The sequence below is a fragment of the Rhizobium sp. 18055 genome, from assembly GCF_902706285.1.
Lineage (GTDB): Bacteria > Pseudomonadota > Alphaproteobacteria > Rhizobiales > Rhizobiaceae > Rhizobium.
The window spans coordinates 78,336-102,322 of record NZ_CACSKD010000019.1 but is presented as its reverse complement, the minus strand read 5'-3'; the positions used below and the strand labels follow the sequence as shown (position 1 = coordinate 102,322).

The following is a 23,987-nucleotide window of genomic DNA, read 5'->3' as shown; positions in this document are numbered from 1 at the left end:
GCAATGGAAAAGGCTCCGTGAGCCTGAAAAGGCGCAGGACCAGCCTATCGCCTAACGCCAGCCTTACCATACATCAACCCGTACATTCGCGCGCGCGGCAGTTCCGCGGCCTTCAGCGTACGGATACGATCCGGGGAATGGCACCGTCAGAGTGCGCTTTGATGATGCCGAGCACGAGCTCGGCCGCAACGAATTGGAGAAGCTCGATCTCGCATACTGCATAAGCGTTCACAAGAGCCAGGGTAGCCAGTTCGCCAACGTTGTCTTCCCGGTCTTCAACACATTCAACCTCGACAGGCCAATGCTGTACACGGGCATCACCCGCGCCACGGACAGGGTTGTCGTCATTGGATCGAAATCTCTTTTCGAAGACGCGGTCGTCCGATCGCCTCGATCTCTCCAGCGAGACGTAGCGCTCACTTTCAGATAGCCTTCGCCTGACAGTTTCGCCGTTCCTAGCTCCGGTTTGGTTAAATCTGTTGTTCCCTGTTCAATCCTACAGGAGGATCGAACCCCGCCCGCGGCGATGTTCCCCGTCCCGGTACCGGTCCCTGCGCCAGATTTTCAATAATCATCCTGCTTGCAAAAATGTCGAAGTTCCTCGTTGGCTATTTGAAGGTCACGTCTGGACGCAATAAACTACCATGACCCCATCGCGGTCATCGAAGGCGGATTGCCATGAAACTGGTCTGCGTCCCATCGAAGTCGTTCAAGTGAGCTTCAGTCTCGCAGGGGAGCGGATATCCCTATTCAGCGGTTTTCAATGTGCTCACTTGCAGGACCTGCGACCAAACAATCGGATCAAACGTCCATCTCGCTAATCGGCTGTTGGCAAAAGCGGTAGTCCGAGCTCCTTCAGAAACTCATTGTGTTTCGCTGTTGCCTCGCGAACCTGCTTCTCGATCTCGACCAACTCCTTGTGTGTAGCCGATAGATCGATCGCGGTCTCCTGTTCGGCTGTGCTTACGTAGCGGGAAATATTGAGGTTGTAGCCTTCCTCGGCGATCCGCTCCATGCCCACGCGCTTGGAGTAGCGATGTTCTTCCCTGCGGAATTGATACGTGTCGATGATCTTGGCAATGTGCTCCTCTGTGAGCTGGTTCTGGCGTTTGCCCTTCACGAAGTGCTCGGCGGCGTTGATGAACAGCACGTCGTCCGGCTTCTTGCACTTCTTCAGTACGAGGATGCAGACGGGGATTCCGGTGGAATAGAACAAGTTGGCGGGCAGGCCTATGACGGTGTCGATGTGACCGTCCTTTAGAAGCTTCGCACGAATGCGTTCTTCAGCACCGCCCCGGAAGAGCACCCCGTGCGGCAGGATGATGGCCATCACGCCTTCGTCTTTCAGGAAGTGGAAGCCGTGCAGCAGGAAGGCGAAGTCGGCGGCGGATTTTGGGGCAAGTCCGTAGTTCTTGAAGCGCACATCGTCGCCCATTGCTTCGGTCGGTTCCCAACGGTAACTGAAAGGCGGATTGGCAACGATGGCGTCGAACGCGGGTTTTCTGGCGGGGTTCTGCTCGCGCAGCATGTCCCAGTCGTTGGTCAGCGTATCGCCATGGTAGATTTCGAATTCAGTGTCCTTCACCCCGTGCAGCAGCATGTTCATTCGGGCGAGGTTGTAGGTGGTGATGTTGCTTTCCTGACCGAATATTTTGCCAATGCCGTGCGGCCCCATGCGGTTGCGGACATTGAGCAACAGGGAGCCGGAACCGCAGGCGAAGTCGAGGACGCTGGCGAGGCGATCCTTCTTGCCCGTAGCGGGCTCCTGGCTGTCGAGGATGACGATGGCTGAGAGGATATCGGAAATCTGCTGTGGGGTGTAGAACTCGCCCGCCTTCTTTCCGGAGCCGGCGGCGAACTGACCGATCAGGTACTCATAGGCATCGCCCAAAACATCAATTTCGGAAGAAAATTCAGCCAAGCCTTTGGCGATTTCGGCGATGATGGCACAGAGTTTGGCGTTACGGTCCTCGTACTTACGACCCAGCTTGTCTGAGCCGAGATTGATTTCGGAAAACAGACCGTTGAAGGTGCTCTGAAATGACTCCGTTTCGATGTATTTGAAACCTGCCTGCAGCGTGTTGAGCAGTTCGCCATTCTGTGTGCGGGCCATGTTGGCGATGCTGTTCCACAGATGGGGCGGCTGGATGACATAGTGCACCTTGCGGCGCATCTGCTTCTCAAACTCGGCGATATCGTCAGGGTTGTTCGCGTACCACAGGGCTAGCGGCACACGGCGGTCGTCCGCGCCGAGCGTCGGATAATCCTCGCCCAGCTCCTTTTTCGCAGCCGTCTCGTAGTTGTCCGAAAGGTATCGCAGGAAGAGGAAGGACAGCATGTAGTCACGGAAGTCGTCCGCGTTCATTGCCCCACGCAACTGGTCGGCAATGTTCCAGAGGGTTGCGCCGAGTTTCTTCTGAGCTTGGTCATTCATGGGCTGGTACTTCTTTATCGGCTGCAGCGGGGTTGGGTGCGAGTGCCGGAATCAATTCAGGCACTGCGAATTCAAACTTCCCTATGAACTCTCTCAAAATTCGGCGGAAAAGTTCCTTGTTGTCTTCACCCATTTCAGTAGGCTCATGGATAGAATACGCACCGTGACTCAGCAGTTGGAGTGCCCGGTTAAAGAGCGCTCTATCATCCTCGTTATCTAGAGCTTTCAGGCAGAAGGCCATTCCGGCATGCCCGAAAAAGGATGCTGTCTTTTCCATAATGCTGCGCAAGGCATTGAAGTGAAAAGTGTAAAGTTTGCCGGTGTTTGGATCGGCGGCCCGCTGCAGTTCGGCAAGGGTCGCGACGTGGTGGTAGAGTGGCGTATCCTCAGTCGCCCTAAGCGTATAAACCCCGTCGCTGTTCGGACGATGCAAAAAATAGCGCTTGTGGATGACTTTAGGCTCGTCATCCACGCGCCGCCCGATTTCGTTGCACATGACATTGAAAAACAGAATGTGGTGAGATGAGAAGATGACCTTGATGGGGGCGTGCGCACCACTGCTGTCTTTGCGAGTGGCGGCGCGACGCAGAAGCTTGGCAAGGTCACAGGCAACGGAAATGGCATTGTTGTCATCAAGCGATGAGATAGGATCGTCTATGTAAAGGTATTTGTTTGACTGGTAAGAAATGTGACCATCAAGCATCCGCTCACAGATCGCCATAAAGAGGCACCAGATGAAGATGTTTTGTTCGCCTCGGGAAATTTTGATATTCTCTTCTTTATCTTTCCGAAACGACACCTTCCAGGCGGTGTAGTCGATGTCGAATTCAAAGTCCGTGTAACGGCTGAGGTAGCCAGCGATCGTTTCATCGAGCGCCAGTTCGGTCAGAGCGGTGAAGAACTTTGATTTTGCATTCAGCTGAAGATGGCGAACGCTGTCGCCGTCGAGGTCATTTTCCCAGACGAACAAATCTTCAGTGAAGGCGTTGAAATAGAGGGTGTCGGCACTCCCGGTAGGATTTTTGTTGGTCTTGCGCTTTCCAGCGTCTTTAAATTCCATGGAAAGGCGCGTCTTGCCCGTGCGATTATAGGCGAAAAGCAAGACGAGATCGGAGCTATTCAAGTCATCACGCAGCCGCGTCACCAAAGTTCGCAAGCTCTGATAGGTCCGGATGCCGCTCATGCCTCAACTTCGTCCTGACTTGGGAAAAGCTGCTGCCTCAGGCCTTTCCTGTGGGATTTCAGGCTGTCGAGCTTTTTGGTTTGCGCGGCGATGAGGGCGTCGAGGCTGATGAGGCAGTTGGCAATGCGTTGTTGTTCGAGCGCATCCGGAACGACGATTTGCAAATTCTTCAAAATTGTTCCGGTTATCAATGGCTGCCCCGAACCAAATATTAGTTTGTTGATGTTTATGTTTTCAAGGTAATAAAAAATAAAGTCCATGTTTACTGCTGGTTTTAGATTAATGACCAGCGTGTTGTCGGTGACACCGAACTGGCCTGTTGCTCTGGTTAAATGACCAGCATTGGCACCCACTCTCGCAACGAGGATGTGCGGTGCATTATAACTGGGGCGCTCCGTTTTGCCGATAATTCCAGTCGAACCGTACAGGTTAAATGCACCATCCGCTTTTCGCTGATCTTTGCCCGATGAAACACTGACGCAAAGGGCTTCAAGTTGGCCGTCATTCCAATCGTCTTCGAATCCGGGGAAGCGGAAGCGAGGCTGAGTTTCGCCTTCGCATGGGAAAAGCTGCTGCATCAGCCCTTTTTTATGACTCTCGATCGCGTCCACTTTCCGGGCTTGGGCGGCAATCAGCTCGTCTACCGAAGACAGACAGTCGGCGATTTTTTGTTGTTCGGCAAGGCTCGGTACTTGTAGTTCTATGCTAAAGAAAGTCTTTTTGTTGATGTTCAGCAAGCCGTTGCTTCGTGCGCCGCTCGTAATGTCTTTCTTGAGCTGTTTGCCATGCTGGTTTTGCTCGAAGCAGTTCTGAAAGAAGCCGTTCGAGTAGCCATCTTTCAGCCGGAAGCAGATAAAGACATTTGGCGCGGCGACTTGTCCCCAACCTTGCAAGAGATAAACGCAGCCTTGTGGGAATTTGATTGAGTTTCCTTTGTTAAAAACAAAGTCGCCATCACGGACCAGGGTGTAGAGCTGATACTGGTTGCCGGAAATATCCCTGCCGAACTTCTCAGACTGTGGCACAAATCCAATCCCGGCAGAAATGCTGACCGGAGTGAGTTTCCTTTGGCCGACTCGTTCGACGACTGGTACAGACGCATCCTGTAGGCTTTTAAGCTTCCAACCTTCCGTATCCCGAAACTCCGGAAAGCGGAGCTTGGGTGTCACTGCGGGTTTGCCGTCGCTCTTTGTGGTCCTGGTGATCGCGTTACTGCTCATAAGCGCTGAGTCCTGAAATTTCGCGCCCTCCGGCGCGTTTGGTAAGCAGGGGCAGAAGTTGGGCCATGAGGTCAAGTTCCGCCACACGACGGGCTTTCCAGTTCAAACCGAGCGGTTCCATCAGGTCGGTCAGTTGCTCCCCATCGAAGATCATCCGTTGCAGAATGCCGTCGACGAAGGTTTGCAGGTTAGAGGTGGTGAGGCCATGTTTTTCCGCGATGCCTGCTAGTTCCGCCGCTTCCTTTTCGCCTTTGAAGCGCGAGTAGCCATCGCGGATGGTTTTTTCGCTTAGCCCTTCGCCCGCTTTCAATGTGGCAATGTAGGCGGCGATGTCCTCGCTTTCGTTCATAAACTTGGCATCGGACTGGATGAGGCCAACAAGTTGCTCGCGGCTCATTTTTTGCTTGCCCGGCGTCGCTTGAGAGAAGCGAGCGATAAGGCCCATGATGTAGTCGTAGTCGATGACGGCAGAAGCAAAGAGGACGAACTCGAAATCGAGCTGGTCCACTTCCGGACTAGGTTTGTCCGTGACCTTGTCCTGTTGGGCTTTGAGCCGCTGGGCGGTTTCCAGATAGGCACCCCGGAACCCAAGCAGATTTTCCTTGGGCAGAATCTGCTCGATGGCGGCGGCGTTCTCGTCGGTGATGTCGGTGTATTGGTCGAGCTGGGTCTTGAGGCGCTGGACTTCCTTGAAGCGTTCAATGAAAACGGCACGGGCGGCATCGCCCTTGAGGTTAGGCACCGCGTCGGGCGCGCAATCTAGGCCCTGAGATTTCATGAAGGCATCCAGTTTCTGCACCGCGACTTCTAGTTTTTGGATGACGACGGGAGCCTTATCGACCAGCCAGATTTCGCGTACTTTTTCCCCCGCAGACTCGCCGGAAAAAAGGGCGATGGCGGCATCGACGGCGTCCTGCTGCTGGCGGAAGTCGAGAATGTTGCCGTAGGGTTTCGTGGCGTTGAGCACGCGGTTGGTACGGGAGAAGGCCTGAATCAACCCATGGTGCTTGAGCTTCTTGTCTACATAGAGCGTGTTCAGATATTTGGAATCGAAGCCGGTCAGCAGCATGTCCACCACGATGGTGATGTCGATTTTCTGCGCATGTGGCTGGTCGGCATTCGGCCATTGCTGGTCTTTGATCCGCTTTTGCACATCCTGATAATAGAGGTCGAACTCGCCAATGCTGTGATTGGAGCCGTAGTGGGTATTGTAGTCTTCAAGGATCGCCTTGAGGGCTTCCTTCTTCTTCTCCGGCTCGACGGCGTTGTCCTCCTTTTCCTGCGGCAGGTCCTCCTGAATCTGCTTCACATCGGGATCGCCCTCGGCGGGCGGTGAGAAGACACAAGCGATGTTCAGGGGCTGGAAGTCGGGGGCGGTCTTTCGTTTTTCGGACTGCAGTTCGGCGAATAGGCGATGGTATTCGATGGCGTCATTGATGGACGCGGTTGCTAGCAGTGCATTGAACCTACGCCCGCCCGTGGCGGCGTCGTGCTTCGCAAGAATGGCCTCGATGACCGCCTTCTTCGCGAGCGGTTCGCCCGGCTTGGGCAGTTTCTTGCCTTCCGGCTTGAAGAAATCGATATGAAATCGCAGGACATTTGCGTCCTCGATGGCGTGTGTGATCGTGTATGCGTGGAGCTGCTTCTGGAAGAGCTCCCTGGTTGTCTGGAACGAGGCCTCTTCATCCTCTATCTTCACGCGGCTGGCGTTCTCTTCAAAGATGGGTGTGCCAGTAAAACCAAAGAGTTGGGCCTGGGGGAAGAAATCCTTGATAGCTTTGTGGTTTTCGCCGAACTGGGAGCGGTGACACTCGTCGAAGATGAAAACGATGCGTTTGTCGCGAAGAGGCTCCAACTGCTCCTTGTAGGTCTGTCTGCCGTCCTTCTTCTGCTGCTTGTTGCGCTTGCTGTTTTCGTCTAGCGCCAGGCCAAGCTTCTGGATCGTGCAGACGATCACCTTGTCGGCGTAGTCGTCTGAGAGAAGACGTCGAACGAGGGAAGCAGTATTGGTATTTTCCTCGACGCAGCCTTCCTGGAATCTGTTGAACTCTTCGCGGGTCTGACGGTCGAGGTCTTTGCGGTCCACGACGAAGAGGCATTTCTCGATATCAGGATTGTCCTTGAGAAGGGTTGAGGTCTTGAAGGACGTGAGTGTCTTGCCGCTGCCGGTGGTGTGCCAGATATAGCCGTTGCCACAGTTCTGGGTGATGCAGTCGACAATCGCCTTCACCGCATAGATTTGATATGGCCGCATCATCAAGAGCTTTTGCTCGCTGGCAACGAGCACCATGTAACGGCTGATGGTTTGCCCAAGGGTGCATTTGACGAGGAAGGTCTCGGCGAAGCTATCGAGATGGGTGACCTTCTTGTTGTCCACGTCTGCGAACTCATAGACTGGAAGAAAGCGTTCTTCGGCATTGAAAGCGAAGTGCCGGGCATTGTTGTTCGCGAAGTAGAAGGTGCGGTCACGATTGCTGACAATGAAAAGCTGAAGGAAGCAGAGAAGCGTCTTGCTGTAGCCGTTGCCCGGATCGTTCTTGTATTCGACGATCTGCTCCATCGCGCGGCGGGGACTGATGCCGAGGCTTTTCAGCTCGATTTGAACAGCGGGGACGCCGTTGATCAGAATTATGACGTCGTAGCGATGATGGCTGTTGTCCGTATTGATGCGCAGTTGATTGACCACCTCGAAGGTGTTCTTGCACCAGTCCTTGATGTTGACGAGGGTGTAGTTGAGCGGCGTGCCGTCATCGCGGGTGAAACTATTGCGCTCGCGCAGCGTGCGGGCCGCTGTGAAGACGTCAGGCGTGACGATCTCGTCGAGAAGGCGTGAGAACTCGCCATTGGTGAGGCGGACACGGTTAAGCGCTTCGAACTTCTCACGGAAGTTCTGCTCCAGCGTGGCGCGGTCACGAATTTCCGGGCGGTATTCGTATTTGAGGTCCTGCAGCTTTGCGACGAGTGACTCTTCAAGGCGGCTTTCGAGTGTGTTCATGTTAAGAGTGTCACTCCGCAGACTACATAGGCGTGCATGCCCCTTCTAGGATTCGATATGTATAGCTGCTCATTGACAAAAAGGGGAGCCTGCCGTTGAGGGCCTATTCAATCGGGAGGTTTACTCAAGACACTATTTCGACGGAATTGCCCGCTCTCAAACACGCCGACCCGCTATCGGACTCAGCTAGATTTTAAATGCGTTGACGATAGTTGATTTGAGAGTGTTTAGACCTGAGGTCTTGCCACAATAGTCGAAGAGAAGATGCTGACCTAACGAACTGCAATAAGACTTCACCGGCCGTTACGACAACCAGACAAATTGCTCGGCACGCGATCCCGGAGGACGACGGATCGGCAATGGACCACCGGGTTACCACAGCCAGGATCAACTCAGAGCGGCCTACCGTTTTCCAGAACCGGGGTGAGATCATCGAAAGCGCACCGAAGCGAACCACGGCATCTCTTGCCACTCCGCGTGTGGAACAGACACTTCTAATCCGTGATCGGAGGACGACCATCGAGTGAGCCGCCGTATCTTATCTCCCCAAAGCTGCAAATGCAGCTCGTTTGAGTTGAACTCCTTCGGAAAATCTGTAAAGAAACTAAGGCGAAAATGGCCCAATGTTTACAAATTCTAGGATTGGCGGCAACATAATGCGCTCAACCCGGTGGATTCCAGTGGCTCTCTCTCACTTTACAGTTTTTTGTTCCGCACTTCCGTTCTGATGCGAGAACAGATTTCGTTTCGAGAACGGCGCGCCTGATGGTGCGCCGTTTTTCGTTTTGGCTTTATCCCGCGCTCACGAGCCTCACGCCTATGGCGTGAGCGACATCGTCGACTTGATGCCATCGACGACGAACTGGGTGGCGAGGGCCGCGAGGATAACGCCGAGCAGGCGGGTCAGTATCGCCCGGCCGGTGACGCCGAGGAACCGATCGACGCGTTCGGCGATCAGCAGGGCCAGGAACAGCAGCAGCAGGCTGGCGGCAATGACCAGGATCAGCTGCGCCCGCTCGAACGAGGTGTGCATCGATCCGGCCAAGAGGATGGTGGCGGAGATGGCGCCCGGGCCGGAGATCAGCGGGATGGCCAGCGGAAAAACCGCGATGTTCTGGATGTGATCGACGGTGATCGCCGCCGTGCCGGTCTTCTCCTTGCGATCCTGACGCTTCTCGAACACCATTTCGAAGGCGATCCAGAACAGCAGCAGGCCGCCGGCGATACGGAAGGCGCCGATGGAGATGCCTAGCACACCAAGCACGCTGGCGCCGAAGAGGGCGAAGACCGCGAGGATGATGAAAGCGATGATCGAGCCGCGGAGCGCCACCTGCTTGCGCTGGGCGCGGGTCATGCCCACGGTCAGCCCGAGAAAGATTGGTGCCAGACCCGGCGGATCTATGGTGACGAGCAGCGTGGTGAAGGCGTTGATCAGTTGGTCGGCGCTTGCCATCGTTCCTCCATGCGCCCATATACAGGCTTGATTTCAGGCGATTGTGGTGTGGGGAAACCGATTTGGCAAATGGCGCTGCTCGCATGGCGAGCGTTGGGGCCCGAAACCCTTGTATTGCCTCGAATAGACCGCAAAAGCCTGTTCAAAACTCCCGGCAAAATTGGCGTAAGAACAGCCTTTCCGCTATAAATCTTCCAGTGATTCTAGAAGAGATCGTGATCCATTTTGACTGAGCAAACACCCCCCGGCGGCGGGAAGCTCCCGCCAGGCATCGAGCCCATCTCCATTATGGAGGAAATGCAGCGGTCGTATCTCGATTACGCGATGAGCGTTATCGTCAGTCGCGCACTTCCAGACGTGCGTGACGGCCTCAAGCCGGTGCATCGGCGCATCCTTTACGGGATGTCCGAACTCGGCATCGACTGGAACAAGAAATACGTCAAGTGCGCCCGCGTCACCGGGGACGTGATGGGTAAATTTCACCCGCACGGCAACTCGGCGATTTACGATGCGCTGGCGCGTATGGCGCAGGATTGGTCTCTTCGCCTGCCGCTGATCGACGGCCAGGGCAATTTCGGCTCCGTCGATGGCGATCCGCCGGCGGCCGAACGCTACACCGAGTGCCGCCTCGAAAAGGCCGCGCACTCGCTGCTCGACGACCTCGACAAGGAAACGGTCGATTTCCGCGACAACTATGACGGCACGCTCTCCGAGCCCGTCGTGGTTCCGGCGAAGTTCCCGAACCTTCTGGTCAACGGCGCGGGTGGCATCGCCGTCGGCATGGCGACCAACATTCCGCCGCACAATCTGGTCGAAGTGATCGACGGCTGTATCGCGCTGATCAACGATCCTGGTATCGAGCTGGAGCAGCTGATCCAGATCATCCCGGGTCCCGACTTCCCGACAGGCGCGAAGATCCTTGGCCGTGCCGGCATCCGCTCGGCCTACGAGACGGGCCGCGGCTCGGTGATCATGCGTGGCGTTGCCGCGATCGAGCCGATGCGCGGTGATCGCGAGCAGATCATCATCACCGAGATCCCGTTTCAGGTGAACAAATCGACGATGATCGAGAAGATGGCCGAACTGGTGCGTGACAAGCGCATCGAGGGCATCTCCGACCTGCGCGACGAATCCGACCGTCAGGGCTACCGCGTTGTTGTCGAGCTGAAGCGCGATGCCAATGCCGACGTCATCCTCAACCAGCTTTACCGCTACACCCCGCTGCAGACCTCGTTCGGCTGCAACATGGTAGCGCTGAACAGCGGCAAGCCGGAACAGATGACGCTGCTGGATATGCTGCGCGCTTTCGTTTCCTTCCGCGAGGATGTCGTTAGCCGGAGAACAAAATTCCTTCTCCGCAAGGCTCGTGACCGCGCCCACGTCTTGGTCGGTCTGGCGATTGCCGTTGCCAACATCGACGAGATCATCCGCACGATCCGCCAGGCGCCGGATCCGCAGACCGCACGCGAACAGTTGATGACGCGCCGCTGGCCGGCAGCCGACGTCGAAAGCCTGATCCGCCTGATCGACGACCCGCGTCACCGCATCAACGAGGACCTGACCTACAACCTCTCGGAAGAGCAGGCCCGCGCCATCCTCGAACTGCGTCTTGCCCGTTTGACGGCTCTTGGCCGTGACGAAATCGGCGACGAACTCAACAAGATCGGCGAAGAGATCAAGGATTACCTCGATATCCTGTCGTCGCGCGTCCGTATCCAGACAATCGTCAAGGATGAGCTGACGTCGGTTCGCGATGAATTCGGCACGCCGCGCCGCACCGAGATAATGGATGGCGGCCTGGAGATGGACGATGAGGATCTCATCGCACGCGAAGACATGGTCGTCACCGTTTCGCATCTCGGCTACATCAAGCGCGTGCCGCTGACCACCTACCGGGCACAGCGCCGCGGCGGCAAGGGCCGCTCCGGCATGACCACCCGTGACGAGGATTTCGTTAGCCAGCTATTCGTGTTGAACACGCATACGCCGGTTCTGTTCTTCTCCTCGCGCGGTATCGTCTACAAGGAAAAGGTCTATCGCCTGCCGATCGGTACGCCGACCTCGCGCGGCAAGGCCCTGATCAACATGCTGCCGCTGGCACCCGGCGAGCGCATCACCACCATCCTGCCATTACCGGAGGACGAGGACAGCTGGGACAAGCTGGACGTGATGTTCTCGACGACGCGCGGTACCGTGCGCCGCAACAAGCTCAGCGACTTCGTCCAGGTCAACCGCAACGGCAAGATCGCCATGAAGCTCGAGGAAGAGGGCGACGAAATCCTCTCCGTCGAGACCTGCACCGAGCATGACGACGTGCTGCTGACGACGGCGCTCGGCCAGTGCATCCGCTTTGCGGTCGATGACGTCCGCGTCTTTGCCGGCCGTAACTCGATCGGCGTGCGCGGCATCAATCTCGGCGACAACGACCGGATCATCTCGATGACCATCGTCGGCCATGTCGATGCCGAGCCGTGGGAACGTGCTGCCTACCTGAAGCGTGCGGCCAACGACCGTCGCCTGACGACGGGCGAAGGGGAAGAGATCGCGCTGGTCGGTGAGGAAGTCACCGAAGAGGGACAGCTGACCGACGAGCGCTACGAAGAGCTGAAGGCACGCGAACAGTTCGTGCTGACGGTTTCCGAGAAGGGCTACGGCAAGCGGTCGTCTTCCTACGACTTCCGCATCTCCGGCCGTGGCGGCAAGGGCATTCGCGCCACCGACACGTCGAAGACAGGCGAGATCGGCGAACTGGTTGCGGCCTTCCCTGTCGACGATGGCGACCAGATCATGCTGGTGTCGGATCGTGGCCAGTTGATCCGCGTACCTGTCGGCGGCATCCGCATCGCCAGCCGCGCCACCAAGGGCGTCACCATCTTCTCCACCTCCAAGGATGAGAAGGTTGTTTCGGTCGAGCGCATTAGCGAGCCTGAGGAAGACGAGGTCGACGAGACCCTGGAGAACGGCGATGAGAACGCCGCCGTGCCGGGTGATGAGACATCGCCTGATGCGGGTGACGATACGCCTCCTGACGCTGAAGCATAACACCAGGACGACACAGACGTTCTGGTACGGACTGAGCAAGGGCCGGATCTGCAAAGATCCGGCCCTTTCCTTTTGTGGTTCGGTGATCGGCGATGCCTGCTCGGGCGACCATCCATGCGTTCAACTCGCTGGCAGGTTGGTGGGCTACGGGTCGGTTAGATCGCATACTACTTCAATGCAACTTTCAGGGGAATCGACAGCCTGGCGAAAGGCCGGTGCTGCAGGATCAATCTGGGGATGAAGGGGAGGAAATCATGCACTCGTATTTGATGCAGTCTGTGGAGGTGTTTCTGGCTTCGGAGGCTCTCCAAGACATTGATCTGGAACGGAAACGCAAACTTATCATTTCAGCCGCCAGCGCCATCCACAGGATGCATCGTGAGCTCGGCACGCCGCTTGTGCCGGCGAATGATCCGCAACCTGGAAACATCGTCTATGACCTTGCTGAACTTGCGACGCTGCTGGACGAGGGCGTTCCCGACGATGTCGTCTCGGCGGGTCTTCGCGAGGCTGGGGCGATCATGCTGAAGCTGTGCGAGCTTCTGCCCCCGGGAGGTCTTGGGAGGTAGCGCGGGCGTAGAGGGTGGTTGGTCCGGTGATGCGATATGTGACCTTCGCAGATGAGCGGGATCATCGCGTTCTCGGTGTGCTGAAGGCTATGCCGATATCGCCTGCAGGTTGCTCGCAGCGGATGAGATCGTCTTACCATCAAAAAAAGGGCCGCATCGTCTCCGATGCGGCCCTTTGAATTTTCAGCGTATGCGCCTTAGCTCAGGCGACCGGCCGCGTGGGCGAGCATGGTGTAGACCTTGCCCGTGTCCGACGTCAGGTAGGACTGGGTGATTGTCCGGTCGCGGTCGGTGCGGGCAACGTCGGCGAGCAGCTTTTCGAAGTCGGCGATGTAGCGGTTGACGGCGGTGCGGAATTCCGGCTCGCGGTCATACTTGTGCTTGATCTCGTCGAAGGTCTGCTGGCCCTTGAGCGTGTAGAGCCGGCGGGTGAAGACGTCGCGTTCGCCGCGCTGGTAGCGGCGCCACAGATCGACCGAGGCGTCGTGGTCGATGGCGCGGGCGATATCGACGGACAGCGAGTTCAGCGATTCGACGACGTGGCGCGGGTTGCGGTTGTCGGGGGCGCGCGGCGCTGCAGGCGCAGGTGCCTCGGCGCGTGGAGCCGGCTGGCGTGCGGGCGCTTCTTCCGCCGCTTCGTCACGCGAGGCGCCGCGCAGCAGATCGCTGATCCAGCCGCCTGATGTCGGCGAGGCAGGAGCCTGAGCGACCGCAGGTGCGCGCTGTGGGGTTGCAGGAGCCGCTGCCGTCGGTGCCAGGGTGCCGCGCAGGCCGAAGCTATCGATCGAGGACTGCGGGATTGCCGATGGCGGGATGGCTGCAGCAGCCGGGGTCGGCGCAGGCAGTGGTGCCGGCGCTGGTGCTGGTGCTGGAGCCGGCTGTGCCTGCTGAATAGCGGGCTGTGGCTGTGGTGCGGGCCGCGGCGCAGGCTGGGCCTGGGCGAGCGTGCGGGCGACCGGCTCGGAGATTTCCAGCTGCTGGGTCGAGCGGCCGACGATATGGGAGATATCCTGCAGCGCCTTGATCTGCTCGGAGACGGCGCGGCGCATGGCAGCAGCGCTCTCCTTGGCTTCCTCGGGAAGGTCGAAGGCACCGCGCTTCAGTTCGCTGCGGGTCATGTCGAGTTCCTTGCGGATATCGCCAGCCGAGCGGCGAATTTCCTCGGTGGCGCCCGAGAAGCGCGACACGGCTTCATCGACAGCTTCGCGCAGCGATTCACGCATCTGCTGGGCAGCACCGTCCGATACGCGGCCGGCGTCGCTCATCATCCGTTCGACATCCGACAGCGATGCCGTCAGGCCGCCGCGGACGCGGCTGGCGAGTTCGCCGGAGCGGCGTTCGGCGTTGCCGAAGGCGTTGTCGAGCGTAGCGTTCACATCTTCGCCGGCCTTGCTGACGCTGATGCGCATCGCTTCGGCTGCTTCGGCAGCGCGCTTCTCGGCCTCCGAGAGCGTATTGCTGATATCGGCGAAGGAGGACTGGACGCCCTCGCGCAGGTTATGGCTGACCTGGTTGGAGCGCTGTTCGGCGCGATCGAAGGCCGAGTCGACCATGCTGCCGAGGCTGCGCATGGTCTTCTCGATGTCTTCGGAGCGCTGAACGAGACCGATGGACAACGTCTGCAGCGCAGATTCGCGGTCCTCGAGCGTCGAGACCAGGTTCGACTGGGCGGCGCCGAGCAGGCTGGAGGCCTGGGTCAGCACCTTCGAATGTTCGTCGAAGCGACCGATGATGCTGCCGACCTGCGAGAGCGTCTGGCCGGAAATATCGGAGAGCCGATCGACCTTGCCTTCGAGCAGGCGGGTCGAGGCGGAGACCATCTCGGCTGCCTTCGAGGCGGAGTCGGTGAAGCGCGAGGTCGTGTCGCCGAGCCGGCTATCGACGGCGGTGAGATCCTCGGCTGCACGGCTCATCATCTGGCCCATGGCAGCACTGTTGTCGGACAGGCGATCGATCAGGCGGTTGACGTTGGAGAGCAGGCTGTTCTCGATCGCATCGACGGCGGAAGCGGCGCGCTCGGTACGGGCCGAGATCGCATCGATCAGGGCGGCGTTTTCGACACGCAGACGTTCGGCACGCTCTTCGGTGGCAGCCGTGATCTGAGCCGCACTCTGCTGGCTGGCTGCGGCAATCTGGGCAGCACTCAGTTCACCGGCGGCGGTGATCTGGGCTGCGGCTTCCTTGCCGGTCAGCGCGTAGCGATCGATCATCGGGCGCGCCGTTTCGTCGAGGATACGCGACAGTTCGGTCGAGCGGCCTGCGAGCATCGAGTTCAGTTCGCGGGTGCGGTCGTCGAGGGCCGCGCGGATCGAGTTGCCGCGGGCTTCGAGCGCCTGCTCGACGTTGCCGAGCGTGCTGTCGAGTTCGCGCGAGCGGTCTTCGAGACCGGCGCGGATGGCATTGCCGCGCGCTTCCAGGGCACGATCGACGTTGGCCATGGTCGAGGCGATCTCGTCGCTGGCCGTGGAGATCGTGGTGCGGATGTCCGTGCCGTGGCTGGCGAAGGTGGACTGTGCGTCGCTCAGTGCCTTGGAGATAGCACCAACCTGGCCGCTGACCAGCGTTTCGGCTTCGGCGACCTTGTTGATGATCGCGTTGCCGGCCTCGGAGAAGGTCTGGGCGACGGCGGCAGCCTGACCGGCGAGGCGGTTCTGGGCTTCCGAAACGCGGCTGACGATCTGCTCGGAACGGTCACCCATGGCGCGGGCGAAATCGCCGCTCTTGGCGTCGAGGCCCTCGGCAAACTGCTGGCCGGTCTGGCTGAGGCTGGCGGTGGCGCGCGTCGCTTCCTCGTCCATGCCCTGGGTGGTGTCGGCAACGGCGCTGCGCAGCGATGCTGCGAGGCCTGCGGCCTTGCCTTCGATGGTGCGGTTGACGGCGTCGAGACCGACGGTGAGGGCGCGATCCATGGTCGAAAGGCGTTCATCGAGATGGGCGGTGCCGCGATCGAGTGCATCACCGATGCTGGCGGTGCGCGCATCGATGCCCGATGTCAGGTTTGCCGCACGGCTGTCGATTTCCGACGCCAGATGGCTGGTGCGGCCATCGATGGTTTCGGAGAACTTGGCGATGCTGCCATCGACGGCAGAGGCGATCCTGCCCGAGGTTTCGTCGCTCAGGGCGCCGAGACGGGAGATGCCGTCGGTCAGCGTGTTGGTCAGGCGCTGGCCCGCTGCGTCAACCTGTTCGGCAACGCCGCCGACACCATCACGGATGCGGTTTTCAAGCGCTGCAAGGCCAGCCTCGACGCGCGAGCCGGTATCGGCAAAGCGGCCGGTCATGCCGTCGATCGACTGATCGAGGTGCGAAGCGAAGCTCTCCGTCGAGCGCGAGATTTCGTCGGCTGCGTTCTGGAAGCGGCCGGCGATGTTGCCGGTGCTGTCGCGCAGGCGATCTTCGAGCGACTGGGCGCTGTTGTCGATTGTCTGGCGAATGGACGCCTCGCGGTCCTCAAGCGACATTTCGAGCATGCTGACGCTGGCTGCAATCGATGCACCGATCGTCGTTGCCTGATCGGCAAGCGTATCGCCAATATGGGTCTGCGCTTCGTTGAGCGTCAGGTTGATCGCCTGCGTGCGGTCATCCAGCGTGGCGCGGATGCGTGCATGCGCAGATACCAGACCGTCTTCCAGGCGGGTTGTGGCATTGCCGGTGAGGGCTTCGAAGCGATCGGCAGCGGCCGTCAAGCCACCTTCGATCCTGTCGGTACCGTCAGCAAGCGTGCCGGAGATCGATGAAGCGTGGTCTGCCAAGGAGCGTTCGAGGCGCTGCTGATTTTCCGTGTAGGCGCCGCGGATTTCCTGGGCCTTGTCGGTGAAGGCGCCGGCAACGCGGGATTCCGCGCCGGCTACCGAGTCCAGCAGCGCATTGGTGCGGGCATCGAGAACCTCGTCGAAGCGGCTCTGGCTGTCGCCGAAGGAGATCGCCAGCGCCATCGACTTTTCGGCAAGGGTATCTGCGAGGCGGTCATGCACATCGGTGACGGAAGCGGTTATCGCCTTGGCGCTCTGCTCCAGTGTGCTGTCGATACGGTCGTGTCCGGCGTTGAGCGATGCCGCCAGGGCAGCGGCGCTGTGGGCGAGTGTGCTTTCGATCCGGTCATGGCCGCCAGCCAGCGAACTGGCAATGCCGTCTGCATGATGGCCGAGCGTGTCTTCGAGGCGGGCATGCCCTTCGTTCAGCGCGATAGCAAGGCCCATGGCCTTGTCTTCCAGCGCCTCGTTGATCTTGTCGTGGCCGCTTGCCAGCGAGTTGGCGATACCATCGGCGTGGTGCGCCAGTGTATCGGCCAGTCGGCTCTGGCTGTCATCGAGCGAGATCGCGAACGACATGGTGCGGTCGTCGATCGCTTCGGCGAGTTTCTCATGGCCGGCAACCAGCGACTGCGCGATCGCCTGTGCACGGGTGTCGAGGGTGTTTTCGATCAGGCTGCGGCCTTCGTCCATCGAGGCGGCGAATGCGGCGCTGCGTTCGGCGATGGTGTCCGCGAGCTTGTCCCGGCCGCTGGAAAGCGAGTTGGAAATGGCGCTTGCATGGGTGCCAAGCGTGTCTTCGATACGGCTGTGGCCTTCGTTGAGCGAGATGGCCAGCGACATGGCGCGGTCATCGAGCGTTTCGGCGAGGCGATCGTGGCCGGAGGCGATCGAATTGGAGATGGCGTCGACCTGGGTGCCGAGCGTCTCCTCAAAACGGCTCTGGCTCTCGTTGAGCGAGATTGCCAGGGCCATCGCCTTGTCATCCAGCGTATCGGCCAGGCGATCGTGGCTGCCGGTAACAGCTTCGATGATCGCGTCGGAACGGCTTGCCAGAGTGTTTTCGAAGCGCGACTGGCTGTCCGACAGGGCGCCGACGAAGGCACCACTGCGCGCGGCCATCACGTCGTCGATCCGCTCGTGAGCGGAATCAAGCGCCTGAGTGATGTCCTCGGCGCGCTTGGAGATCGTGGTGTTGAGTTCATCGGCGCGACCGAAGGCCGAGGTGATCTGGTCGGTGCCTGATGAAACCGCCGAGCTCAGATCCGAGGTTGTCGATAGCAGTGTCTCGCGGAACTCGGTGGCGCGGGCAGACAGGTTGTTGTGCAGTTCCGACGTGCCAGAGGCGAGCGCCAGCGAAATCTCGGAGGTGGCATGGCTCAGGGCCGAGGTCATCTCGGTGGTGCGTGCGCCGATCGCATTGGCGACTTCATCGACCTTGTCGGTGAGGGTGCTTTCGAGGATCTCGCGGCCGGTCGAAAGCGCTGTCGTCAGCGCGAAGGACTGGTCGGTCAGCGACGAACCGAGACGCTCGATGCTGGAGCTGAGGATGCCGTTTAGCGATTCCGAGCCGCCGGTCATCGTATCGTTGATGCGGTTCAGGCTTTCCATCAGCTTGGTGTCGAGCGTGCCGGCGCGCTTGTCGAAGGCGTTGGCGAACTCGGAGACGCGCTCGTCGAAAGAGGTCGAAAGCTGGGCGACCGTTGCCTGCAGGCGTTCGTCGAAGAAGCCGGAGCGCAGATCGAGATCCATGATCGTGTCATCGACACTGGACTGCAGGCTGTGGCGGAAGCTGGTGCCGCGCTCGTCGAGCGTACTGTTCAGCTTGGCGAGCACGTCGTCGAGCGTGGTCGAGATGGTGCGTTCACCGCCGGTCAGGCTCTCGTTGATCTCGCGGGTGCGGGCAATCAGGATTTCGTTCAGCTGGCGGGCACGGTCGTTGAGGGCTGCATTCAGCTTCTCGGCGTTGCTGTCCATGGTGGACGCGCGCGTCTCGAACTGGCTGAGGATGGTGTTGCCGTGGGTGCTGAGATTGGAGGTCAGCGAGTCCAGCCGGTTGTCGAATTCATTGGCGAGCGCGAAGCCCGATGACGTCAGGGTCTGCAGCAGCGAATCGGTCTTGGCGGCAAGCAGGCTGCCGAGCGACTGGATGGCGGATTCCGACTTCTCGGTGATCGTCGCAGCGCGCGTGTCGATCATCGAGGCGAAGGCTTCGCCCGATGTCGCAAGGCGAACGGCAATTTCCTCGGTGGCGAGCGACAGGTCTTCGCGCAGCTGGTCATGGACGCCGACGATCGATGTGCGGATGCGCTCGGCATGATTGACGATCGCTTCACGCTCGGAGCCGAGCTCGTGGACGAGGCCGCGAACGCGCAGTTCGTTGTCGGCATAGCTGCGTTCGAGGGCGTTGACCTCGGAATGAACAAGTGTTTCCAGTTCGGAGGCACGCGCAATGGTGCGTTCGATGCCTTCGTTCATGGCCGAGACTTCACGACGGACGGCCTGGCCGACAGTCATGATGCGTTCGGAGGCGATGGTTTCCGGTTCCGAGAGGCGGAGCGCCACTTCGGCCATCGAGCGCGCGGCATTGCGCATGTCCTGGGCGCGGGCCATCATGATCGCGAAGGCGTAGAACAGCAGGACCGGGATGACGATGCCGACGAGACCGGCAATGACGCCGGGCAGGGCGACGACGTCGGCCAGCGAGCGGATTTGCCAGATCTGTGGCGAATAGAGCAGCGACATCAGGCCGAGGCCGCCGACAATCCATAGGAGCGACACGAGCGTCGCATTGCGCAGTGCCGGGCGGGCCGAGCCGCTTTCCAGCGATTTCAGCAGCGAGGCCGGTGTGACCCTGGTGCCATCATTGGCAGCAAAGGCCGGTGCTCGCGATCCCTGTTCGGGAGGGCGCGGTGTTGCCGCGCTGCGCTGCTGCTTGGCATCGTCCTTGCGCTGATTGCGGACAGTTGGCTTTTCGGACACTTTTGCCTCCGAGGCGTCGGGCTTGTTAGCTTTTAGAGACGGCGCTTCATCGTCCTCGAAGTCGATCTGCAGGGCTTCATCAAGCGCTTTGAACGCCTTGTCCTCGATCGATTCGTTGTACTTGTTGTTCGCCATTCCGTTACGCCTCGTTACATCTCAGCCGGTTCACTACGCATCCGGGCTTCCGCGTCGCCCGAACAAACCTTGCCTCTGAACCCGTCCGCCCCGGTTTAGAGAGCGGATAAGTATGTCATTTCAGAGTGGATAGCTGCTTTCTCACACATAAGGTATCAAAACATTACCATTATCCACTTGGCGAGCAAAGGCATACACAACCTAGCTCTCCCAGCCGTACCGTAGTGACACATCCGCGCCTGCTAGACAATTAACGCGTTCGGTCAAATGCCCGGTTATTAACGCCTGATTAACCCAACTTAACAAGGTGGGGGCGACGAAATCCAATGGGTTAGAAGTGTTTGGGCAGTGTTAACCATAACGCGAGAAAATCGCCCTGATTGCGCCCGAATTTAACGCGATTGGCACTGCGCGCCCGCAACATCATTGAAACGGCGGGAATTAGACGGGAGAATTGGCATATGGCAGCAGTCAGTATTGCGTTCGCAGCGCCAGACAATTGCAAGGGACAGGTTCCCTCGCAACAACGGCCGGTCGATCTCGTTCATCTGGCGAACCAGACGATGGGCGACAAGGGTCTGGAATTGGAAGTCCTGCAGATGTTTGCACGGCAGGCGCGCGCCTGCCTGCATGAAATGTCGTCGGGCAACGGCAAGGCCATCGAAGCCGCCGCGCACAAGCTCAAGGGCGCTGCGGGCGCCGTCGGCGCTTTCAAGGTGCGCGATGCAGCCGAAACACTCGAGGGCAATTGCGGGGATGCCTCCAACATGGCCGCGGTCGGCGTTGCTGTCATCGAGGCCGAGAATTTCATTCTGAAGCTTTGCCGCTGACCGGGCCTTGCTCGCAGATCATAGAAGAGTTCGTCAGACCCGCTGGTCCATTCCGGGGCAGCGGGTCTTTTTATGGCCGTGCGGGTGGCGCATTTTGACAAGCGTGTCGCTTCTAAATCTGGAATGAAGGGCACAAGGGCGGTCGTTGTTGACTGCCTCGCCGATTTGTTGGAAGTAAAAATCCAAAAACCATCCCATTGATGATCACCGGAAAACACCATGCCCAAACTGACCATTGTCGCTTTCGACGGTACGCGCTTCGATCTTGATGTCGATCAGGGATCGACCGTCATGGAAAATGCCGTGCGCAATTCCGTGCCGGGCATCGAAGCCGAGTGTGGCGGCGCCTGTGCCTGTGCTACCTGTCATGTCTACATCGATGACGAGTGGACCGAACGCGTCGGCCCGCCGGAAGCGATGGAAGAAGATATGCTGGATTTCGCTTTCGACGTTCGTCCGACGTCGCGGCTGTCCTGTCAGATCAGGATGAAGGCGGCCCTTGATGGGTTGACCGTGCATGTGCCGGAGCGGCAGGCCTGAAAAGGCTCGCCTGATCAGAGAAATCTGAACGCGGGCGAAAAAAAGCCTCGCTGGCCGATGTGACGAGCGAGGCGAGGTAGGCGCATTACCTACGGGCGAGGGAGGATCGACCGCGGCTTCGCAACGCGCCAGGAGAACCCAGAAAACGAAAGAGCGGACTGACCGATCTGAACTTTCGAATGACTGAATATTAGCGCGTTATGTTTGATCTGGCTATGGTTAGAAATCACCATTCAATGGCTGGGGCGTAACCGGTTTCGCACAGTTTTCCTTGTGCGGCTAAGCTTTGGTCGTCGTCTTTGCCCTGAGAATCGGCTATTTTTCGCCGCCTGATGTTTTGAGCCGGTTGTTCAGCAGGCGCAGCATCCGCTTCTGGAAGTTGACGGCCTCGACCTGGTCGAATCGCGCCTGAAGCCGGTCATGTTCGGCAATCCCGCGCGTCGATACCTCTGTCACCATCTGCTGCATGCGCTCGCAATCGGGCTGCGATGGCAGCGCCAGGATCTTGCGTTCCATGCTGCGCGCCTGCGTGCGCGCGATCTCGGCGTGGCGCTCCTCGTGACGCTTGATGTCGCTCGACAGCGTGTCCCAGATCATCGACAATTCAGGGCTGGCACCGCGGCGGCTGTTCCAGCGCGGCAGGATGATCTGCGTGTGGACGGTGACGCGGGCGCTGCTCACCCGGCAACGACCGTTTTCCTCGACATAGGTGGCATCGCCGCCGAAGCGGATCTTGGTGGCGCCGGGATGGCGTGCCGAGGAGCCGTTGGCCGTCGGCCCACGGGTGCTCAGCTGCTCGTCCAGTTCGTCCGCGGTTTTGCCCTTTATGTTGAAATAGGAATAGCTCTTCGTGGCCACGACGGCAGCGTTTGCAGAGCTGGCGAGCGATAGCGAAACGGAAATGGCGAGGAGGAGCGGCATATAACGCGATACGGACTGCATTCTGCGAATACTCATGTTGAAGTTTGCCGGAGCTTGGGGCATAGCCACCGCTAGCGCAATATGATGACGCTGTTTTTTCGATCGATAGGATGAATGCCGTTGGCACAGCTTGGGAGCCGTTTCTGGCGCGTCGGGCATGGTCGCGAGATCGAGCTTGGTGCGCACTCCGTTATCATGGCGATCGTCAACGTGACGCCGGATTCGTTTTCCGATGGCGGCCGCTACGACAGCGTCGAGAAGGCCGTTGCGCATGCGCTGAAGGCGGTCGAGGATGGCGCTGCGATCGTCGATATTGGCGGCGAAAGCACGCGGCCGGGCGGCGAGCCGGTCAGCGCATCCGAAGAGCAGGCACGCGTTCTGCCTGTGATCGAGGCGCTGCGCGGCAGGACCGAGGCGCTGATCTCGATCGACACCTATCGTGCGGAGACGGCGCGGCTTGCGGTTGCGGCCGGCGCCCATATCATCAACGACGTCTTCGGGGTTCAGAAGGAGCCTGTGGTCGCCGATATCGCCGCCAGCACCGGGGCGGGGCTCTGCCTGATGCATACCGGGCGTGATCGCGACAAGCTGGACGATGTGATTGCCGACCAGTTCCTGTTCCTCGAACGGTCGCTCGAGATTGCCGGCCGGGCGGGCGTCGCCAGGGACTGCATCGTGCTCGATCCCGGCTTCGGATTTGCCAAGGATACAGAGGAAAACCTGGAGCTGATGGCGCGGACCGACGAGCTTAATCGCCTTGGCTTTCCGCTGCTGGCCGGAACCTCGCGCAAGCGCTTCGTTGGCGCCGTGACGGGGCGCGAAGCGGCGGACCGTGATTCTGGAACGGCTGCGACCAGCGTTTTATTGCGTCTGAAGGGCGCCGCGATTTTTCGAGTACACGATGTCGCAATCAACAAGGACGCGCTTGCCGTGACTGATGCTATGCTCAAGGCACGCGACGCATTCGAGCGGAAGGGCACAGCATGAGCACCACCTACACCATCACCCTGCAGAACTGCGCCTTCTTCGCCCGCCACGGCGTGCACGATGAAGAGGAATTTCTCGGGCAGCGCTTTTTCGTCGATGCGGAGCTCGATGTCGTCTCGGGCACGGCGCTCGAAACCGATTCGATCGATGATACCGTCAACTACGGGATCGCGTTCACCGTCATTGAAGAGATCGTCACCGGCAAGCGGCGCTATCTGATCGAGGCGCTGGCGCTCGATATCGCCAAGGGCCTCTGCCAGAAATTCCCGCAGATCAAGCGCGCGAAGATCACCGTGCGCAAGCCGAATGCGCCGGTGCCGGGCGTGCTTGATTTCGTTCAGGTGAGCGTCGAACATTTTGTCTGAGCAGGTTTATCAGACCGCCACGCTCGGGCTCGGCGGCAATATCGGCGATCCCGTTCATTCCATGGCCGCTGCGCTGCAGGCTCTCGACGCGCGTAGTGATTGTCGGGTGGTTGCCGTGTCGCGGCTCTACCGGACGCCGCCATGGGGCAAGACCGACCAGTCGTTCTTCTTCAATGCCTGCGCGCAGGTCTCGACATCTCTGCAGCCGGAAGCCCTGCTGGATGTCTGCCTCGAGATCGAGCGCGGCATGAAGCGCGAGCGGATCGAGCGGTGGGGGCCGAGGACGCTCGATATCGATGTGCTGACCTATGCCGACGTCGTCCAGGATGCACCGCGATTGGAATTACCGCATCCGCGCATGACCGATCGCGGTTTCGTGCTGATGCCGCTTGCGGATTTTGCCGCCGACCTGCTCATCAAGGGTGTTGCCGTCAGCGAGTGGCTGGCGAGCGCTGACATCAACGGCATCGAAGTGGCTGATCAGACGTCCGATTGGTGGCGCGTCTCCTGAGTTTCAAGCGCCCCTGAAATGCAGGAAGCGGCCGAGAGGGCCGCTTCATCGAGCATTGCTTGGATGTT

At 59.4% G+C, this 23,987-nt stretch carries 15 protein-coding genes; 8 read left to right on the top strand and 7 right to left on the bottom strand.

Annotated elements, in window-relative coordinates:
• The first annotated feature begins 151 nt into the window (after positions 1-151).
• Complete coding sequence (locus tag GVL52_RS31345; RefSeq protein ID WP_160012038.1) at positions 152-430, top strand: ATP-dependent RecD-like DNA helicase; 279 nt, start codon at positions 152-154, stop codon at positions 428-430.
• A gap of 387 nt (positions 431-817) precedes the next feature.
• Here the strand turns inward: GVL52_RS31345 and GVL52_RS24785 are convergent, their stop codons facing one another.
• The 5 genes from GVL52_RS24785 to GVL52_RS24765 form a co-directional block, all read right to left on the bottom strand.
• Positions 818-2,434 carry a type I restriction-modification system subunit M gene (locus GVL52_RS24785; RefSeq protein ID WP_160012036.1) on the bottom strand — a complete coding sequence of 539 codons (1,617 nt, stop codon included), beginning with the start codon at positions 2,432-2,434 and terminating at the stop codon, positions 818-820.
• Complete coding sequence (locus GVL52_RS24780; RefSeq protein WP_160012034.1) at positions 2,427-3,617, bottom strand: AAA family ATPase; 1,191 nt, start codon at positions 3,615-3,617, stop codon at positions 2,427-2,429. Before GVL52_RS24780 ends, GVL52_RS24785 begins: the two co-directional genes overlap by 8 nt.
• The gene (locus GVL52_RS24775) at positions 3,614-4,837 is read right to left on the bottom strand and encodes a restriction endonuclease subunit S (RefSeq protein WP_160012032.1); all 1,224 of its coding nucleotides are present in this window, start codon (positions 4,835-4,837) and stop codon (positions 3,614-3,616) included. Before GVL52_RS24775 ends, GVL52_RS24780 begins: the two co-directional genes overlap by 4 nt.
• Positions 4,827-7,832 carry a type I restriction endonuclease subunit R gene (locus GVL52_RS24770; protein ID WP_160012030.1) on the bottom strand — a complete coding sequence of 1,002 codons (3,006 nt, stop codon included), beginning with the start codon at positions 7,830-7,832 and terminating at the stop codon, positions 4,827-4,829. The genes GVL52_RS24775 and GVL52_RS24770 overlap by 11 nt, the downstream gene beginning before the upstream one ends.
• An 817-nt stretch (positions 7,833-8,649) precedes the next feature.
• On the bottom strand, positions 8,650-9,285 hold the full coding sequence (locus GVL52_RS24765; protein ID WP_160012028.1) for a MarC family protein: 636 nt from the start codon (positions 9,283-9,285) through the stop codon (positions 8,650-8,652).
• Between the two features lie 225 nt (positions 9,286-9,510).
• On the opposite strand from GVL52_RS24765, the gene gyrA reads away from it, so the two are divergent.
• Together gyrA and GVL52_RS24755 are read left to right on the top strand one after the other, a co-directional pair.
• Entirely contained in the window at positions 9,511-12,327 is a 2,817-nt protein-coding gene (gene gyrA / locus GVL52_RS24760) for a DNA gyrase subunit A (RefSeq protein WP_160012026.1), read from the top strand.
• A 215-nt stretch (positions 12,328-12,542) separates the two neighbouring features.
• The gene (locus tag GVL52_RS24755) at positions 12,543-12,896 is read left to right on the top strand and encodes a hypothetical protein (RefSeq protein WP_160012023.1); all 354 of its coding nucleotides are present in this window, start codon (positions 12,543-12,545) and stop codon (positions 12,894-12,896) included.
• 197 nt (positions 12,897-13,093) lie between these two features.
• Here the strand turns inward: GVL52_RS24755 and GVL52_RS24750 are convergent, their stop codons facing one another.
• Entirely contained in the window at positions 13,094-19,765 is a 6,672-nt protein-coding gene (locus GVL52_RS24750) for a hypothetical protein (RefSeq protein ID WP_160012021.1), read from the bottom strand.
• A gap of 461 nt (positions 19,766-20,226) precedes the next feature.
• Between GVL52_RS24750 and GVL52_RS24745 the strand changes: the two genes are divergently transcribed.
• Together GVL52_RS24745 and GVL52_RS24740 are read left to right on the top strand one after the other, a co-directional pair.
• A complete protein-coding gene (locus GVL52_RS24745; RefSeq protein ID WP_160012019.1) occupies positions 20,227-20,595 on the top strand; it encodes an Hpt domain-containing protein in 369 nt (122 codons plus the stop codon).
• A gap of 219 nt (positions 20,596-20,814) precedes the next feature.
• On the top strand, positions 20,815-21,135 hold the full coding sequence (locus GVL52_RS24740; protein ID WP_160012017.1) for a 2Fe-2S iron-sulfur cluster-binding protein: 321 nt from the start codon (positions 20,815-20,817) through the stop codon (positions 21,133-21,135).
• 315 nt (positions 21,136-21,450) lie between these two features.
• Here GVL52_RS24740 and GVL52_RS24735 read toward each other — a convergent pair whose 3' ends face one another.
• Positions 21,451-22,077, bottom strand: coding sequence for a DUF922 domain-containing Zn-dependent protease (locus GVL52_RS24735; protein ID WP_160012046.1), 627 nt, complete (start codon positions 22,075-22,077; stop codon positions 21,451-21,453).
• Positions 22,078-22,170: 93 nt separating this feature from the next.
• On the opposite strand from GVL52_RS24735, the gene folP reads away from it, so the two are divergent.
• From folP to folK, 3 genes are read left to right on the top strand one after another with little or no spacing between them, the layout of a single operon-like run.
• Positions 22,171-23,043: a dihydropteroate synthase gene (gene folP, locus GVL52_RS24730; RefSeq protein WP_160012015.1), complete on the top strand. Its 873-nt coding sequence runs from the start codon at positions 22,171-22,173 to the stop codon at positions 23,041-23,043.
• Positions 23,040-23,408 carry a dihydroneopterin aldolase gene (gene folB, locus GVL52_RS24725; RefSeq protein ID WP_160012013.1) on the top strand — a complete coding sequence of 123 codons (369 nt, stop codon included), beginning with the start codon at positions 23,040-23,042 and terminating at the stop codon, positions 23,406-23,408. The genes folP and folB overlap by 4 nt, the downstream gene beginning before the upstream one ends.
• Positions 23,401-23,919 carry a 2-amino-4-hydroxy-6-hydroxymethyldihydropteridine diphosphokinase gene (gene folK / locus GVL52_RS24720; protein WP_160012011.1) on the top strand — a complete coding sequence of 173 codons (519 nt, stop codon included), beginning with the start codon at positions 23,401-23,403 and terminating at the stop codon, positions 23,917-23,919. Before folB ends, folK begins: the two co-directional genes overlap by 8 nt.
• Positions 23,920-23,987 lie beyond the last annotated feature (68 nt).

Excerpts from the sequence above, each read along its gene's own strand:
- GVL52_RS24780 (WP_160012034.1), bottom strand. The coding sequence starts at position 3,617 with ATGAGCGGCATCCGGACCTATCAGAGCTTGCGAACTTTGGTGACGCGG.
- folB (WP_160012013.1), top strand. The coding sequence starts at position 23,040 with ATGAGCACCACCTACACCATCACCCTGCAGAACTGCGCCTTCTTCGCC.
- GVL52_RS24735 (WP_160012046.1), bottom strand. The coding sequence starts at position 22,077 with ATGCAGTCCGTATCGCGTTATATGCCGCTCCTCCTCGCCATTTCCGTT.
- GVL52_RS24785 (WP_160012036.1), bottom strand. The coding sequence starts at position 2,434 with ATGAATGACCAAGCTCAGAAGAAACTCGGCGCAACCCTCTGGAACATT.
- GVL52_RS24745 (WP_160012019.1), top strand. The coding sequence starts at position 20,227 with ATGGCAGCAGTCAGTATTGCGTTCGCAGCGCCAGACAATTGCAAGGGA.
- GVL52_RS24765 (WP_160012028.1), bottom strand. The coding sequence starts at position 9,285 with ATGGCAAGCGCCGACCAACTGATCAACGCCTTCACCACGCTGCTCGTC.
- folP (WP_160012015.1), top strand. The coding sequence starts at position 22,171 with ATGCCGTTGGCACAGCTTGGGAGCCGTTTCTGGCGCGTCGGGCATGGT.
- GVL52_RS24775 (WP_160012032.1), bottom strand. The coding sequence starts at position 4,837 with ATGAGCAGTAACGCGATCACCAGGACCACAAAGAGCGACGGCAAACCC.
- GVL52_RS24740 (WP_160012017.1), top strand. The coding sequence starts at position 20,815 with ATGCCCAAACTGACCATTGTCGCTTTCGACGGTACGCGCTTCGATCTT.
- GVL52_RS24770 (WP_160012030.1), bottom strand. The coding sequence starts at position 7,832 with ATGAACACACTCGAAAGCCGCCTTGAAGAGTCACTCGTCGCAAAGCTG.
- GVL52_RS24750 (WP_160012021.1), bottom strand. The coding sequence starts at position 19,765 with ATGGCGAACAACAAGTACAACGAATCGATCGAGGACAAGGCGTTCAAA.